Consider the following 17593-nt stretch of genomic DNA (forward strand, 5'->3'; position numbering starts at 1 on the left):
TATTATTCTTTAATGGGAATGTAGATTTTCATTTTCATCTCCTGTGGATAGATCGATTGCATGACATCCGTTATTTCAAAATCAGGACCTGTATCGCGCTCATAATTAGAATTCGGCAACCATACTCCGTAAATGAAACGTCTTGTATTTTGAATTCCTTCCGCAGTACCATTCAATGTAAATTCTGCATATTTACCAGCAGGAATTTCAAGGTGGGTGAAGCCTTTCTCTAATTGCTCCTCAAAGATTTCGACTTCCTCTCCTACAATAAAAGAAAACCGGCCATCCTCCTGAAAGTTTGTAGAAATGCCATACGCCATATTAGGGGCTACCTTATGGGAGATTCGTTCATAATATTGCTGCTGACCAAAATCCAAATAAAAGCCAGGGATTTCTGCATAGTATTGTTCGTCTTGTAAGGACGTTTTGTATTCATAGCCTGTAATACGTTTTTTAGATAAGTGAAGTATTTCCGGTCGCTGCATAGGGAGTTCTCCTTCCAGTTTATAATCCAAAAAGTTTATTTTGGTTTGAAATGGTATGGAGTTGGCTCCTTTTCGGTATTTAGCAGGTGTGACACCAAAATACTGAACAAATGCCCGTGTAAATGCCTCCTGAGAACCATATTGAAAGTTGATTGCAATCTCAAGTATATTCTGCGTTGTTGTTGCTAATAAGGAAGCTGCTTCAGAAAGCCTCCTGTTGCGAATATACTGCTGCACAGAAAAACCTGTAATGGCTTGGAAAAGTCGTTGGAAATGAAATGCTGAAAAGTAAGACTGAGAAGAAATATCTGTAATCGTTAACTTTTCACGTAGGTTTTTCTCAATAAACTCTATGGCGTTTTGAATTCTTTCAAAATAATCCATACCATCATCCTTTCTTAACTCAATGGTACCGTTTAATGGGAAGGGTTTTTTGATAATTTGTGCTAATTTGTACATTAAATTGTAATGTATAGGAAATCAATAGAAACATTGATTAAAACAACAATTAAATGTATAATTTAACTAAATTTACAAGAAAGTGAGTGATAGATGATGATAGTCAGCTCTGTTTTCCCATTGAATATAATTAAGGTGCGGGAGAATAAATAGATTAGTTGATTTCTTCCGCAAACAATCGGAGGAGAATATATGTACAAAAATTACGGACCGTTAAGCACAGCACTTTATGATTTTACGAAACCAGTTGGATACTCGCTTGATGGAGATATTGAATATTATCTAGAACGACTGCAAGGTGTAAAGGGGAAGATTCTAGAAGCAGGGGTTGGTTCTGGACGTTTCTATATTCCTTTTATGGAAAAAGGCTTTGAAATAGAGGGAATTGATCATTCCCCAGAAATGCTAGCATCCTGTCGAAAAAGATGCCAAGAACGAGGATTGACGCCAGTGCTGTATGAAGGAAATGTTTGCCAATTCACCTTAGGTCAACAATACGAAGCCATTGTTATGCCTACAGGCTCATTTTGTTTAATTGAAAATCATCAAGAAGCACTATCAGCTTTAACCTCTATGTATCAGCACCTTGTCCCTGGTGGGAGACTCCTAGTAGATTTATTACTTCCTACAGACTGGAAAACAGGAGAAATTACGACATCTTACCATCAAATTTCACAAGATGAAGGAATTGCCCTTGAAAGAAAATCGATTGCCATGAATTGGGTGGAGCAATATACGCTGATGGTTTTAAAATATGAGAAGTGGCAACAAGGCACATTAAGTGATACAGAACTACAAAAGTTTTTATTACGCTGGTATGGAATTGAAGAATTTAAGCTTCTATTACAAAGTATTGGCTTTTCTGCAATAACTTGTTCTGCGAATTATAAGTTCCTTCAACAACCAACTGAAGAAACGTCACTCATAACGTTTGAAGCGGTACGTTAATTAAAATGACCAGTATTCCTTAAAAGAGTACTGGTCATTTTTACGAATTAGTCAAGCTTTAATTTTGTTGCAGTTCCTACTCCTTTTGTATGCACATCGACTTCAATTTGAACTTCAAGATTAGGGTAGAGGGTTTGCCAGTTCTTTTTAATTCGATTCCATGCTTGATAGTCCTCTCGGTGTAATACATTACTAAATTTTAATAAATCGGCTTGATAGGTTTGTTGAATTGTTTGCAGTGTACGTTCTAATCGTTCCTTGATTAGTCTGCTCGTTTCTTTATTTAAAGCATCGATGGTTTTTGATTTTGTTAAATCCAAAGAACAACTTACCTCTGCAACGTTTTGCTCAATATCAAGTTTAATGGAAATTGAGGGTACATCATTTTGAAAATGACCCGTCATTTTAGTAGAAGAATTAATAATTTCTGTTGAGATTTTCCCTTCTTCAGGACAAGCAATAATTTCAAATGTACTTTTTATATTATTATTTAAAAAATTATAGTCTCTGCTTTCTTGTTCTGATAAATAGCCGATGAGCTTATAATTTTTAAAAATAGCCAGTCCACCATATTTTAATTGTGCAGGGCTATCAATTTTTTCTATATTCGAGTTAAAATCTCCAGCATCTGCATCACCGTATATATGAATAGAGGGTAAGACGGCACTATGATCAATACTGCCTAACGATTGAATTAAATCATCAAGAATAACAGATTCTGTTGTGCCCAATACTGCTTCAGAAACCTTTAATGATTTAAACATTTTGCTAGCAGGCACATCCTCTAAAGGGGTTAAAACACTTAATATTTCTTGTGCAGTCGAATCATGAGAAACAATAAAATTAAAATCACTTCGTCCTTCTGGGTCTCTTTGAAATAAATCTAAAATGCTATTCATACCTTCCTCAGCCATTTCTTCACCAATAATAATAATTTGGGCATGCGCATAATAAGGCTTTCTAGGTGTTAGCGCTGTTAATTTTCGAATGGCATCAAATAATGATTTACCTTTTGCATGGTGGGTAAAAACAGGGACTTGAATGCCAGATGCTTTGTTCGAAGCCACTTGACTTGGATTAACAATCTGAACAGAAATTTCGAATTGCTCGTCCGATTTATCCACACCAACAGCCGTAACAATAGCTAGTTCGTTTAACTCCCGCTTATTCCAGCATCCACCTAGTAAAAGAAGTACTGACAGCAATAGGATGAATGATACCTTGTGTTTAATGGTGGACACCTCCTCCAGGAAAAGAAGACATTTCGGATACTATTAAGGATAAGCAAAAGACAGGCAAAATAATCAATAATGAAAATCTCAATGAATCTTTTTGAAGGAGAATAAAATGAAGAAAACAAACTGTGAAATGGAAGTAAGAAAAATGAAACAATCCTTATTTAAAGGTGTAGAGGCCATTTTTATTCCAATAAAAGATCCTAAATTATCGGCTAAATGGTATGAGGAAATACTCGGATTTAAGCTTCAATATATAGAAGAGGGCGCAGCAGTTATGAAAATCACTGAACAATCCCCCACGGTCATTTGCTTAGTAAAAGCTAAGGAGCATCAGCCATGTCATTTTCCAGACAATCACTTTGGTGTGGGAAAATATGTGAACTTCCTCTCTCGAAATATTGAAGAGACCTATTTATTTCTAGTGGATCATCATGTTCAAGTCGAGGCTTTAGAAGGAGAAGGGGACACCAAATTTTTTACCTTCTATGACCCTGATGGGAATCCTTTAGGTGTTTGTCAATCATTATAAGCGGGTCACTGCGTTAACAGTGACCCTAGTAACAAATCTAGGAGGTGTAAGGCTAATTAGCTTTACACTACTATAGTATACTAATTCTCTATATTGAAATAGTTAATTGCCTGGGTAATAAAAAGAAAATTTAGAATTTTATAAAATCAAATGGGATGGACCTATTTTTTAACAATATGCATGTAATGGATAGTTTCAAAAGCACATAAGTAATCTGTTCGATTTTGAAAATACAGCTCTTGAATCGCTGTAGGAGATAGATGTTCATATATAAGCAAACCTAATCGATCTAGCATCCTCTCCATGTCCTCATAAGCATAGCATGATTTCATTGGTTCACCACCAACTGCGGCCATTTTGACCATGTTTTCTACTCTATTGGAGAGTCCTTTTTCCGTGAAGAGTGTTTCATCACCATAATCCAAAACAATGGAACTACCTGATGGAACTAAGGCAAATAGATGATTGAGTAAACTTGCTAATTCATCTTTTGTTAAATAATAGGACACACCTAACAGACTAAAAAATGTTTTTTTAGATTGAAAGCCTTGCTCTGAAAATAATTGAGATTGAAATTGCTTTGTAAAATCCATCGGTACAAAATGCAGATGATTCAAGAGGGGGAGAGAAGCTTCCTGTAATCTTTTCATTTTTGATTCCTGTGTTGTGGGATAATCCACCTCAAAAATTTCCAGCATGGTTTGTCCTTGCTCCTGACGATAGGGAAAAGTATCAAAGCCAGCACCTAAGATGACATATTGCTCGACACCAAGCTGTATTTCGCTATGCAAGACCCTTTCACAATAAGCAGCACGTGCCAAAGGAGTCGGTGAGAGTTGAACTTGTGTTATCCATTTTATTAATTCCTTTGAATCGTCTTTAAATTTTGTAGCGATATCTTTATTAAAAAATTCAATGCCTTGTATCAAATTAGCTTGGATATTTTGATATTCTTCTTGTGAAATCAATTCTTTGGCTATATAATCATCAAAAATTTTCGGCGTATCAAATTGGCTATGGTAGGCTCTACTAAAGGCAGCAACTAATGAAGTGATACTAGATTCCTGTTGATTCATACCAACACTCCTTAACAAAAAATAGGATTCCCCTGGCCAGGAGAATCCTATTATATATAATATTTATTTAAATGTAAATTTTAGCATAAAAACATTTTTTTGTCAAGTTTTAGGTACTGAGAAAGAGGAGTAATATGAAAAAATTTAAAATAGGCTTATCTTTACTCTTAGCAGTAATTATTAGTGTTATGCTCATTACATGGAAAGATCAAAGCTATTCTGCTATTGATCTATTAGAAAATGCTAATTTTCATGTGGAAAATTCCACTGTTACGCTACATCGTATAGATACAGATACAGAAGATATCTTTTCTGAAATGAAAATATCAAAAGAAACACAGCAAGAATTGATACAGTCTTTTCAACAGGCAACATTCAAAAAAACAGCCATAAAAACTATTGATTACGATTACCGAATGACAATTTCACTCAATACAAGCTACCCGATGTTCATTGATTCTAAAAATAAAATATTGGTTCTCCTTAACACAAATGAAAGCTTTGAACTGATAAAAGATCACGCTTTTTTTAGTCTTTTAGAAAAAGCAACGGAAGATTCACAGAATTAGTTAGTATCCAACACAAGCTAAATAAGTAGGGATACAGCATAGATCTTCCCTGTGAATTATGTAGATGAACCAACTGGGAATGGTGAATTTCATACCTCCTTTTATAGTGACCATTCTGATGAAGAACTCGGTATCTGATATGAGGTGAAAAATAAAGGCACACAACAATTTAACTGGAGTGTCACGGCTTCGGAAGGGAAAATATGGGCTAAAGGAAGAGTAGCTGCTGAAGGACAAATATCTTTACTGGAAAAAGACCGATATAAGTCAGAGGAGCGTGTGCTATAGATGGAGCTGACGGCGTGTTTGATTTGCCATTTTTTTAGTAGAGTAAAAAATTTTTAAGAATGTGTAACTTTTTAAAACATCAGCCGTCTAACTCATCAGTAGAATACAAAGAACTAAAGCAAACTAGTAACATTCACTTTTCACAAAAGGGCCAGGATTCACATTTTTTCGTGTTTCCTGGTCTTTTTGTGGTGGTAGTCCTATAATTTAACGAAAAAATAAAGAATTTATGAAACCTTTAGCCTGTTCATTCGTATTGTAATTTGAATCTAAAGCTAGACAAGATTTAGTAAGATTCACTTTCACTTAAAAGACTAGAGCTTACATCATCATGTGAGAGTCTAGTCTTTTTTGTATGGTTGTTCAGATATTGTTCAGTATAATATGTTAATCTGTGAATGAAGATATTTCATAGTCTTCAACCTAAACGCAAAATGGCCAGTTCTCTTTAAAAGAGTGACTGGTCTTTTTGTTTAATGTTCCTTTACAGACGTGTTTCTTCAACATATTTTATGAATAGCACGAAAAATTAGTAGCTTCACCTATCATAGTTAAAACCATAGAGACCTGTATGGTTGTAACAGCGCATGTCTTGCTTGTATTGCTTTTCCATCACCATGCGAGAATGATGAAGTGGATTTCACGCTTTAAGCAGAAATTTTTCAGTTAGAGCAGGGGGAGCATTGTTATCAATTTCAGTTTGTAGAAACATACTTTAAATTATGTGAAAATAGCAAACAGTCACCCACCTATACAGTGGGGCTGTCATTGGTAAATGACCCTGTGTCATGAGCTACGGTTAGTCATTTATGAGATTTCATTATTTTTTATTTTAATGAAACTAAGAAAGACTTAAAATTTGATAGAATGATTTATTTTCTCGAAAAAGCATTAATTCCCCCTAAAATCCTATTGGAAAATATTTTAACTTGTTCAGCGCCTCAAGTTGTCGTAGTATTATAACGAATCAAAACTAAGTAAGTTAGTAAGATTCACTTTCACAATAAAACCAGGTGCTCCCCAAAAGAGAGCATCTGGTTTTTTGTTTATATACGATATAGCTGTATACTTAGCGATACCCGATCCATATTGCCTAAGCACACAGTGATTATTTTTTCTCAGCTGCAATGATTAAAAACATAGGTCTCCGTAGTTCATCTTGCATGTCCGGAATATTTTTTAGCATTTCCTCTGAAGGCATAGGTTCCTTCACCGCACTTATCGTAAATCCAGCTTGTATTAAGACATTTATATAAGTAGACAGTGTGCGATGGTATTTAATAACATTTTCGGTAAGGAAGGTCGTTTCTCGAATGCCTTCTGTCTGATAATGATCAACTGCCCAATGCAGGCGGTTGCCATTCTCATCGTAGACCCAATCTTGTTCATTGCGTGATGTGTATATAGGATGCTCTACAGAAAAGACAAATGAACCATTAGGTTTTAGATAAGCATAAACCTTCTTACAAAGTGCTTCGAAGGATTGTACATAGTGAATCGCTAATGAACTAATTACTACATCAAATTGAGAAGCGGAGAAATGGATATCTTCGATCGGCATCTTTAAATAGGTAATAAAAGGATCATTCGTTTTTTCCTGCGCTTTTTGCAGCATTTTTTCTGATAAATCCACACCAATTACTGATTTTGCCTGTTGTTCACGGGCATAGCGACAATGCCAGCCGAAGCCACAGCCTAGATCAAGTACGGTCTTATCCTGGAAATCTGGAAGAAGTGCTTTTAATACGTGCCATTCACCTGCCGCGTCTAGTCCTTGAACAGAACGTGGCATTTTTTCATATTCGGAAAAGAAATTGATTTCATCATATTTATTTTGTTTCATGTATAGAACACTCCTATCAATTAAGTTCGCCCCCTAAATCTACTGACAACCTAGGAGGCTAGCTATCTTCTTCTAACCATTGCTCCACCTCATGTAACTATTTTTTTACTATAACACATGATCATTCAGGCGTACCTAAAAAATAGGAGAAGAACAGACTTGGCGTCACTTGATTATGAGTAAGAAATAAATAATAAGTATTAGAGGAAAGCCGAATACACTCCTCGTCAAATCAAAAAGATCCCATCTCTAAAATTTAGAGATGAGAGCTACTGTCCTTTATATACTTTTAATCTAACCATTCAATTGAACAATCGTTAAGGAGCGGTTAGCATAACTAGCGACGAAGGAATCTGAAGCTGCACTGGCTCCCACCAAATCCCCTGCGGCTAATGTAGCTTGGACCACATAGGCCGAGCTACTTCTATTGACAACATTAAAGACTGCAATGCCGTTTAGAAAAATCGGTTGACCATTGACGGTAATGCTAACTGTGAAAAATGGTTGATCAGGATCAGGGGCTGCTGTTGCTTGCGCATTAATCGAAATGGTGATTTGATAGACACCGTCATTTTGAACGACCAATTCATTCCCAGATGGGCTAACCGTAACATTTGATAGCGCACCAACCACTTGGAAAGTGACGGGTGTTGGATCAGGTGATAAAGGGCCCAATGTATCTCCTCTAAGGGATCCGTACGCTAAAACACTTCGATCTGGTGAAGGGACAGGAACAACAGGACCAGGAAGTGCAACAATTTTTGGAAAATATTTCATTTCATTTGGACAACAGTTCTGACATGTATGTTTACCGAACATTCTCTAACCCTCCTTTATGCTCTCAATATAAATATTATATTCAACTCTCTTATCTTTAATTGAACGGACACCTAGGCTACAGATTAGATAAAATCTAAAAACACTAGTATTTTTAAGTAGTTATTTGTTGATGGTGTCCATTTTGTTAGAAGTATTCCAAAGTTTGAGATGTTATTTCAACTCATATAAAAAGAAAGCCCAGTATCAAGTCTGGGCTTTCCTTAGTTAGCGGTATCAAAAAAGCTACTTTCTCGCCTGAATCAAGGTGAACCAACTTTTTCCATTTAATGTACCAGAAACTCTGTATATGGGTTGATAGAAATCTTTTGTATCATACATATACGAGAGCTCTATTAAATCGACAGTAAGCTGATCGCCTTTTTTTATCAACAGTTCTTCTTCTGTTACAAGTGCATTATATTTTATCTGTGGAAATTTGCCCTTTTTAATTCGTTCATACACCTCTGCAGGTGACAAAATATTTACTTCACGGATCAATTGATGCTCATGAATATTATACGATAATGAATACAAACTACCATCTGGCTTCAAACCGAGCTCTACCTCACCAAGCCAATAATCTTGGTTCAATTCAGCTTGGTCAGGAAGCGTCCATTCAAATACGCCATTATCCAAAGCTGTAAACTCCCCATCTTTAGGAAGGAGAGAAAGCTCATCCATCATACTCTTTGCCTTCTTCACAAGTGTCTCTTGCACAGCTAAAGAAGGTTGTACGGGCGTATAAAGATCTTCTGTTAGCGACCAATTACCCTCTGAATTAATAAATAGCGTATACGAGTTCTCGGCTTTATCTTTCAATAAGAGCTCACGATCACCACTAATATCCTGCCGACTTAACTCTGATAAATCCAATTTCTTTTGCAACAAAGTCTCAACTTCATCTGTATGAATTATTTTTTTATACACGGGGGCAACGGTAGATGCTGTATGTAAATCTAATGAGGTTGTTACATCAACATCCGACATATTTGATTTTGTGTAGGCATTAATTGCTAAATGACCAAATTCCTGTTGAGCGTAGACAATCATCATGCCAATAAAAATCAAACCCATCATGAGAGGAATGGCTAGGTTACCGATCAAACTTTTCATTTTTATTTTTTTATGCTGAACAATGGAAGATCCTAGTCTATATAACTGGTATCCAATAATCCCACCAAGCGAGTTGTTGATTAAGTCATCAAGCTCGAAAATCCCTGCTCCTGTAAGTGTTTGATACGTTTCAATGGATAAGGTTGCCATCACCACTACAGGAAGAAGCCATTTAAACAATTTAAATTTAGAGAAAAGTAAAGGTAAGAAAATGCCTAGTGGCACAAACATTAAAATGTTAAAAATACAATTTTGAAGATCACGTAACGAGTATTTCTTCCATGCATCTATATAGCCACTAAATGGTTGGAGATTCATTTGCATGAAATGGGAAGAACCACGTCCAAAAATCGTTAGTTCACACACAAATACAATATAGCCGATAAAGAGTGCTACAAGTATCAGTTGCTTAAAGTTTATTTTTTTTCGATTTGACTGTTGTTTTTTATGATAGAGGAAATAATAAAGTCCAATAAGTAAGAACTCAGCACCAACTATAAGGATGACTGGCAACATTAAAATTCGAATGTTATTCATAATATCTGTAACGCCCAAGACAAGATGCTCCTAACTATGTTAATCTATTGTCGACTTTTCTTATTGTAAATGGTAATTATTAATAATTATTGAGAAAAATTATGAAGATTTCTTAAGATTTTGTAGCATACCTAATTGAGGGAAAATGCTTTTATTTTCCGAAAAAAGGAGGAACAGTCTAGGGATTATCAACGAAGTTTGTGAAAATTGCACGTTTAGAGGCAAAGATAAACCTTGCTGTTTCGATTTATCAGCATAATTTTATGGGCAATAAAGTATAGGTAGGCATTTTTTATAAGACTTCCGTTGTATTGTCTTGTCAGTCCTTATAATCAAAATTGACATAAACAATTGTCAGAAAATATCAATATACCCTATAATAAATAAAAAAGCTGAGAATAAGAGGTGAACTTATGGGGAAACCAGTAGATTACAATCTATTTCCGGGTTATCAAAACACACTTGACTCCAGACTTGATGAACGTAAGGAAGAATTTATTGAGGAACTAGAAAGAGCAAAAGTTGATGGACATATACTTGAATTTGAGAAAACACCAGAAGAATTGCCCCAATAGTAAGAGCAAAGCATCTTGAAAAAAGATGCTTTTTTCTTTTGTTTGGAGCTTGTTTATATGTATAAATTGGGCTTTTCACTGCAAGGAGCTCTTCCTTTTTAAGCGATAATAATTGAGAGAAATGTCAATAATTAATAGGATGTAGAGTACACTAAATACATTTAAAGTTAACGAAGGCAAAGGGAAAATGACCTCTCTAATCAATATTAACCAAATAGTGGTTGATACTAAAACAATAGCATCCAATAAAATCACCATAGTATGTTTATGGGCTTTAAAAATAAAATTAAATACAATTAATCTTACTAAAATTGGTGTCGTGAAGAAGTAAAATGAATAGATCTGTGTAATTTCTTCTAGGCTCATATGCATCTCCCTTTGGTGTTATTTGAGTTAAATAAGCGGCAGCACATAAAAATAGGACTATTAACAGTAGTCCTATTTTAAGAGTATAGCATATAAATGTCTATTTTTCCATTTTACGTAAATATGCGAGTTGTCCAATATGATAGGCATTATGGGTAGCGGCATTAGATATGATGGCCCACCATTGCGCCTTCACAGGGAATCCATTTACGATAGATAAAAGTTGTTCTTCCTCAATTAATTCTTGCCACGTAAGTAGGATATGTAATAACTTTTCTTTTAGTTCATAGAAAGTTACCTCCTCTTTAACTAGAAACGTATTCGCATTATTTGTTTGCGAAGGAGCCTTTACTTGATTTTCTCGATACCGTATTTGCCAAATTTCATTCCAGTAGATTAGATGCTGGACAATTTCAGCCATACTATGGCTAGAAGAATCGGGTTTCCAAAAGGCTTCTGCTTCAGATAGCCCTTCTACGACTTCAGAAAAAGAGATATACCAACTTGGGTCATTTGCATTAGCTAAAAGTTGATCTAACAAAATGGTCTTCGCCTCCATCATTCACGTTCCTTTCTTCAAAGTAATTTATTGAATAGTATAACATTTTAAGTTTTAATATACCGATAAAATAGTAGTTCTGACTAGCTTTTATGAATGCAACAATAAAAAAGCTGCAGCTTATTAGAGCTACAGCAAATATAGATGCGGATTTTAACACTAGTCAGTTAAAACAGGCAAATCAGCTTCTATTTTCAGCTTTTTTCGATTCTTCTTTTTTACTTCTAAGTAGTAATGCCATGAATAAGAAACTGGCCACCCAAAAGGCAAAGAATAAATTTTCTAGCAAAGCCCAATGACCATTTTTAATATAATTCCAAATGGTTGTAAATAAAAAAATAATGATGAAGAATGCGATATATAAGCATTTTCCGAATGTAGTCACTTCAAGCACCTCTATTATTAATCATCACACATAAGAAAAGAAGACCGTAATAAAACCCTCTGTTTCACTCGTTATGGGTGATACACTCAAGGTTAGTGTGTGTAAATTTTGGTTACTTATACATCCGCCGAAAAAATAGAAGGCAACACTTACCATATAACAACTTTTTTAAAAAAAATTTCAAAATTAGCGTATTCGCGTTATGTTAGACTGAACATAAGAAATAGATGGAAGGGACGGAAACAGAGTGAGACAGTATGCCAACAAAGAAGAATTGATTAGTACGATTAACGAAAAGTATAAAAAATATATTGCCGAATTTCATGATATACCAGAAATCTTGAAAAACAAACGGATTAACGAAGTTGATAAAACGCCATCTGAAAATCTTTCTTATCAACTTGGTTGGATAAATCTTTTGCTTCACTGGGAGCAAAAAGAACAAAAGGGCGAAGAAGTACATACACCTGCAGAAGGCTATAAATGGAATAATCTAAGTGGATTGTATAACTCTTTTTATAAACAATACGGAGAGTACTCTTTGAAGGAACAACAATCAATGCTTAATGAAGCTGTCAATCATTTATGTGAGTGGTTAAATACCCTTTCAGAAAAGGAATTATTTGAAGTTGATCAAAGACGATGGGCAAAAACACAAGCTAATTGGCCTGTTTGGAAATGGGTTCATATTAACTCAGTTGCTCCATTTACAAATTTCAGAACCAAAATTCGTAAATGGAAGAAGATGAACCTTTAAAAGATTAGATGTTCCTTACTATAACAAACCAAACGAATTGACTTTAGCCTTCCACAAATGGAGGGCTTTTTATTATCCACTATGACAACAAGTGTGATGGGCTATGGTGCGTTTTACTGTATCTCGATGCTTCATAAGGAGTGGAAGGGAATGCAGTCAAGCAACAATCTTTCAGCGAGCTGCTATTATGGTGTCATGTCAGTCCTTCTCTACAAAAGTAGTGAAGTTTTTTATGCCGCCGGAACTGAGCTGGTACATTAGCTCATACGAAAATGTAATTACATAATATAAAACTACTATTCGAATGACTATTGTAAAAGATAAATATGTACTATTTTACATAGAATTTAGAATATTCATATTAAATAACAAAGTATTTATTATTTTTCTGTTAAAATTATTATGTTAAACAATATTTTGGTATTGTTTGATAATTACCGATAATTTTGTTAAGAGGATTTAAAACTTATCTTTACTAAACAGGAATAGGGAGGGATTACGCAAAGTATGAGTAGGTGGGGAAATCCAAGTATTTGAACGCATTAACAGCTTCAGCGGTTGTAGTAACACCGATTACAAGGATGTACAGCGCTCGCCACAATTTTATAAAAAGATTAATAATTTAATGATCGTGCCATAATGGGTATATTTAAACCCGAAAAAAAACTAATCATCTGTATTTTGGAGAAGCTTTAATACGAATTTCTTTAATGCCATCTGGTAGTACAGGTACTATTTCGGGGGATTTAATCATTTATGCGCCGAATGTAACCCTCTCTTTAGATGGGTTAACCATTGTAGGGAACACAGTAATTGAATAATAACTTCCATGTAAAACCTAAGGAAAAGATTATTTTAGACTAAAATCATAAGGAGCTAAGCGAATGAAGAAATATGAATGTAATGTCGTTACCAAAATAGCGTTATCATTTTTACTTGTAATCTCTATGATTTCACCTTACTTCACAGTTGTAAAGGCCGAAACGACAGAAGCAATTGGAGTGGGGGAAGCGGTCAATCAATTTGATCCAACCGCAGTAAAGAGTAATGTTACTGTAGAGGGATATATAGTAGGGTTTGCTAAAAGTGAAACTTCATATTCTGTGATAGCAGATAGTGACACAAATATTGCGATTGCTGATACACCAGATGAAACAGATGTCACGAAAATGCTGTATATTCAATTACCAAGCTCCTATAGAGCCAATTTTGGATTATTTACTAACCCAAGTAATCTCGGGAAAAAAGTTAGAATAACAGGTTCACTGGAAAAATATTTTGGCAACCATGCAGGGCTAAAATCACCAACTTCAATGGAGTTTGTTGGGGACGATACTACTGAACCAAATCCTCCCGAGACAGCAACAATTGCCGAAGCTCGTGCAGCTGTTGGAACAGACCGCACAGTTCAAATTCAAGGGACGGTTACGACATTACCTGGTAGCTGGGGAGGCAAGGCCTTCTATGTACAGGATGAGACAGCAGGGGTATATGTCTTCTCTAGTTCTGCAGAAGCAGGGAGCTTAGCTGTTGGAGATATTGTCGGCATCACAGGGAAAACTAGTTTATATAGTGGAGAAGTTCAATTTAATTCACCGACAATTGAACGGATTTCTACAGGGACGGCACCTACACCGCAGACAGTAAATTTACCGATTGCGGATGATAGCACACAAGGAAGATTAATCACACTTGAAAATGTGAAGATTAAAGATTTAGCGCCATCTGGTACGTATGGTACATTTGAATTTAAAGCAGTCGATGCAGCAAATAACGAGCTGTTAATTCGCCATGATAACCGTACAGGCTATCAGTTCTCTCAGTTTGAAGCAGATGGTTTCAATAACAATGATGTCATCACAGTGACAGGGATTGCGTCAATTTTTAACGGGACATATCAATTAAAAACGTTAAGCGCGGAAAGCTTCCAATTAGTATCAAACTATGAGCCAACACAAGTAGAGAATATTAAGGCTTTACCAGCAACAGGCGAAGTTTATGCAGGAACGAAAGTAACATTATCTACAAATACCCCAAATGCAACCATCTATTACACAATCGATGGTTCTGAACCGTCAGTAGCTAGTGAGGTTTATGATGCAGCAGCGGGGATTGTTATAAATGAAGCCATGACTATAAAAGCATTTGCTACTGCAACAGGCCTAGACGATAGTGACATTGCATCCTTTAATTATACGGTTAAAGAAGAGCCAACTGTTATATCCATTACGGAAGCTCGTAATAAAGAAATCGGGCAAACTGTTATCGTATCAGGGATCGTGACAGCAAAATTAGAAACGGCTACAGCGCACATTCAAGATGAAGATGGGGCGGCGATAGCCATTTATCCTGTGGATAGTCTTGCCGCAAATGTCGGTGATCGAGTGACGGTGCAAGGACGAGTAGATGAATATAGCGGTCTAAAGCAATTAACGAATATTTCACTTGTTGGTATGCCTGTTCCTTCGACAATACCAGAGCCACATCTTATTAAAAGTAATGAGGTTGCGGAAGACAATGAATCGAAACTAGTTACAATTAAAAATGTTACCGTTACTGGTTCGGGTCAAAACTTTACAGGTACTGACGAAGTAGGCCCATTTGCTATTTACGATAAAACAAGAGATTCTGGTTTAGTGAGTGGAAAAACGTATGGGGAAATTACAGGGATTGTTGGTCAATATACAAACCATCAATTGCTCCCTCTTCGCGTTATTGAAGATGTAACAAAGGTGCAGGATATCAAAGCTTCTCACGTCGGGGGCGTAACAGCTGGCACGAAAGTCTCCCTTTCTACAATGACTGAAGGAGCAACGATTTATTACACAGTGGATGGCTCAACGCCAACAACAGCTAGTGCAAAGTATACAGAGGAAATCCTTGTTAATAAACCAATGACGCTTAAAGCGATTGCAGTGAAAGAAGGTTTAACGAACAGTGCAATTGCTACATTTGTTTATGAAATTATTGATACTAAAAATGCCAAGATTAGCGATATTCAAGGGGCAAGCCATAAATCACCATATGTCGATTTAACAGTAAATGATGTGGCAGGAATTGTAACATTCGTTTTAAATTCAACTAGCTTTATTATGCAAGAAAACGAGTCGTCATTTGATGGCGTAAAATCAACTGCTATCAAAGTAAATAAGACAGGACATAATGTAGCAGTAGGGGACGTTATTAACGTTTCAGGAAATGTAGTAGAGGCAGGTGGCAACTCTCGATTGACAGATACACAAATTGCAGCAACAAATATTACAAAAACAGGTACAGCAGGAATTCCAGAAGCCCTTGTGATAGGGGAGGATCTGTTGCCACCAAATAAAATTATCGATAATGATAGTTTTGCAATTTTTGACCCACAAGAAGATGGCATCGATTTTTGGGAATCTATCGAGTATATGCTGGTATCATTCCCGGATGCGAGAGTAATAGGACCGATTTATAATAACGATTCTCCAATTGTTGTACCGAGCACAACTAATAATACATTCAATGTGAATGGTGGTTTAAATATAGCGGCCGATGATTATAACCCAGAAAAAATTATGCTTGAAGGGGTAGCAGGGAAAAACTATGATTCAGGTGATCGTTTTAATGATGCCCTTATCGGATTTGTAGAGAATTTTACAGATGGCTATCGACTGAACACAAATAAAGTCTTCCCAGAAGTGACAAAAGCGAATCTTCAGCAAGAAGTGACGCATCTTGAACCAGTAGCGGACAAGTTAAATGTCGCTTCCTATAATATCGAAAACTTTTCAAATAATCCTGCCAATACATCAAACGAAAAAGTAGCCAGAATTGCAGGGACATTTGTGAATAATATGAAATCACCAGATATTATTACATTAGTCGAAGTTCAAGATAATGATGGACAAACTGATTCAGGAAATGCGGATGCATCGGAAAGCTATATGCGATTAATTCATGCAATTAAAGCTGCGGGTGGTCCTGCGTATGATTGGATTGATGTCATGCCAATTAACAATACAGTAGGTGGTGCACCTGGCGGTAATATTCGTGTAGGCTACCTATATAATCCAGAACGTGTTTCATTAGTGTCAGGTATAAAAGGAATGGGTGACCAAACCAATACGTGGACAGCAGATGGAAGCCTTACTTTAAATCCTGGCTTTGTTGATCCATCAAAATTTGTAGATACACGAAAACCAATTGCAGCCGAATTTGAATTCCAGAAAGAACGTGTAGTGATTATCGGAGCTCACCTAAATTCTAAAGGTGGAGATGGCTCACTTTGGGGACCAACTCAGCCACCAGTGCTAGAATCAGTAAAGAAACGTATTCAGCTTGCTCAAGCCATCAATGATTTTATCGATGAAGGACTTGCCATTAATCCAGATTTAAATATCATTGTAGCAGGGGACATGAATGACTTTGAATTCACACCAGCTCTTCAAACGTTAAAGGGTGATGTTTTAACGAATATGATAGATAAGGCCCCAGAGCAAGATCGTTTTACGTACTTCTTCCAAGGAAACAATCAAGTGTTGGATCATATTTTAGTTTCGAATAAGCTTGCTGACGTTACAGAAATTGACTTGATTCATATAAATGCGAACTTTACAGAAGCACAAGGCCGTGCATCAGATCATGACCCAGTATTAGTTCAAATTGATTTGAAAGCAGACAATGAGGAAATACCAACACCAATAACACCTGAAAATGTATACAATTATGATAACTACAAAACAGGTAAACTGATCATGAATCGCCCAAGCATTTCGCTAACGTTAGGGAAAAATACGAATATTAAAAATGGAATTGCGGTATTTAGTGAATATGCGGAATTCCACGGGGAAGGATTTGCGGATAAAACAGTAACGATTAGTCCCAAAAAAGGAAATGCTATTATTGATTTTAAAGGTACACAAATTGGAAAAATAATTATCGAAGGAAAAAATGTAAAAGAAATACGAAATTTACCTGATGGAGCGACCATTACGTATACTAAAGGGGCTTCGGCAGAGGAAATTGAGTTTAAGTAGTATCTAAAAAACAATCCAGCACTAGTCTATATTGA

At 35.9% G+C, this 17593-nt stretch carries 15 protein-coding genes; 8 read left to right on the plus strand and 7 right to left on the minus strand.

What is annotated here, in order from left to right; all coding sequences use genetic code 11:
• Positions 1-2: 2 nt before the first annotated feature.
• Positions 3-869 carry an AraC family transcriptional regulator gene (locus tag BFM98_RS10240; RefSeq protein ID WP_066037269.1) on the minus strand — a complete coding sequence of 289 codons (867 nt, stop codon included), beginning with the start codon at positions 867-869 and terminating at the stop codon, positions 3-5.
• Positions 870-1136: 267 nt separating this feature from the next.
• Here BFM98_RS10240 and BFM98_RS10245 point away from each other — a divergent pair, with 267 nt between their 5' ends.
• Positions 1137-1892 (plus strand): class I SAM-dependent methyltransferase, encoded by a 756-nt coding sequence (locus BFM98_RS10245; protein ID WP_066037270.1) that lies wholly within the window; start codon positions 1137-1139, stop codon positions 1890-1892.
• 47 nt (positions 1893-1939) lie between these two features.
• On the opposite strand, the gene BFM98_RS10250 is transcribed toward BFM98_RS10245, so the two are convergent.
• Positions 1940-3133, minus strand: a complete 1194-nt coding sequence (locus tag BFM98_RS10250; RefSeq protein ID WP_083225348.1) for a Ger(x)C family spore germination protein — start codon at positions 3131-3133, stop codon at positions 1940-1942.
• A gap of 142 nt (positions 3134-3275) precedes the next feature.
• Between BFM98_RS10250 and BFM98_RS10255 the strand changes: the two genes are divergently transcribed.
• Positions 3276-3659 (plus strand): VOC family protein, encoded by a 384-nt coding sequence (locus tag BFM98_RS10255; RefSeq protein WP_066037387.1) that lies wholly within the window; start codon positions 3276-3278, stop codon positions 3657-3659.
• Between the two features lie 161 nt (positions 3660-3820).
• On the opposite strand, the gene BFM98_RS10260 is transcribed toward BFM98_RS10255, so the two are convergent.
• Entirely contained in the window at positions 3821-4735 is a 915-nt protein-coding gene (locus BFM98_RS10260; RefSeq protein ID WP_066037271.1) for a class I SAM-dependent methyltransferase, read from the minus strand.
• A 134-nt stretch (positions 4736-4869) separates the two neighbouring features.
• Here BFM98_RS10260 and BFM98_RS10265 point away from each other — a divergent pair, with 134 nt between their 5' ends.
• Both BFM98_RS10265 and BFM98_RS23910 read left to right on the plus strand, forming a co-directional pair.
• On the plus strand, positions 4870-5304 hold the full coding sequence (locus tag BFM98_RS10265) for a hypothetical protein (RefSeq protein WP_066037272.1): 435 nt from the start codon (positions 4870-4872) through the stop codon (positions 5302-5304).
• A gap of 144 nt (positions 5305-5448) precedes the next feature.
• Positions 5449-5592: a hypothetical protein gene (locus BFM98_RS23910; protein WP_175400739.1), complete on the plus strand. Its 144-nt coding sequence runs from the start codon at positions 5449-5451 to the stop codon at positions 5590-5592.
• A 1108-nt stretch (positions 5593-6700) separates the two neighbouring features.
• Here the strand turns inward: BFM98_RS23910 and BFM98_RS10270 are convergent.
• The 3 genes from BFM98_RS10270 to BFM98_RS10280 form a co-directional block, all read right to left on the minus strand.
• Positions 6701-7435 (minus strand): class I SAM-dependent methyltransferase, encoded by a 735-nt coding sequence (locus tag BFM98_RS10270; RefSeq protein WP_066037273.1) that lies wholly within the window; start codon positions 7433-7435, stop codon positions 6701-6703.
• Positions 7436-7729: 294 nt separating this feature from the next.
• The gene (locus BFM98_RS10275) at positions 7730-8254 is read right to left on the minus strand and encodes a hypothetical protein (protein ID WP_066037274.1); all 525 of its coding nucleotides are present in this window, start codon (positions 8252-8254) and stop codon (positions 7730-7732) included.
• Between the two features lie 243 nt (positions 8255-8497).
• A complete protein-coding gene (locus BFM98_RS10280; RefSeq protein WP_066037275.1) occupies positions 8498-9922 on the minus strand; it encodes a VanZ family protein in 1425 nt (474 codons plus the stop codon).
• 395 nt (positions 9923-10317) lie between these two features.
• Here BFM98_RS10280 and BFM98_RS23915 point away from each other — a divergent pair, with 395 nt between their 5' ends.
• Positions 10318-10479, plus strand: a complete 162-nt coding sequence (locus BFM98_RS23915; RefSeq protein WP_004225101.1) for a hypothetical protein — start codon at positions 10318-10320, stop codon at positions 10477-10479.
• A 466-nt stretch (positions 10480-10945) separates the two neighbouring features.
• Here BFM98_RS23915 and BFM98_RS10290 read toward each other — a convergent pair whose 3' ends face one another.
• Complete coding sequence (locus tag BFM98_RS10290; RefSeq protein WP_048392558.1) at positions 10946-11407, minus strand: DinB family protein; 462 nt, start codon at positions 11405-11407, stop codon at positions 10946-10948.
• A gap of 89 nt (positions 11408-11496) precedes the next feature.
• On the opposite strand from BFM98_RS10290, the gene BFM98_RS23920 reads away from it, so the two are divergent.
• The 3 genes from BFM98_RS23920 (at position 11497) to BFM98_RS10305 (ending at position 17558) form a co-directional block, all read left to right on the plus strand.
• Positions 11497-11703 (plus strand): hypothetical protein, encoded by a 207-nt coding sequence (locus BFM98_RS23920; RefSeq protein WP_175400740.1) that lies wholly within the window; start codon positions 11497-11499, stop codon positions 11701-11703.
• Positions 11704-12036: 333 nt separating this feature from the next.
• The gene (locus tag BFM98_RS10300) at positions 12037-12546 is read left to right on the plus strand and encodes a ClbS/DfsB family four-helix bundle protein (protein WP_066037277.1); all 510 of its coding nucleotides are present in this window, start codon (positions 12037-12039) and stop codon (positions 12544-12546) included.
• Between the two features lie 884 nt (positions 12547-13430).
• Positions 13431-17558 (plus strand): chitobiase/beta-hexosaminidase C-terminal domain-containing protein, encoded by a 4128-nt coding sequence (locus BFM98_RS10305; protein ID WP_066037278.1) that lies wholly within the window; start codon positions 13431-13433, stop codon positions 17556-17558.
• Positions 17559-17593: the final 35 nt, after the last annotated feature.

It is taken from the genome of Lysinibacillus sp. AR18-8, assembly GCF_001705465.1.
In the GTDB taxonomy this organism is placed as follows: Bacteria; Bacillota; Bacilli; order Bacillales_A; family Planococcaceae; genus Lysinibacillus; species Lysinibacillus capsici.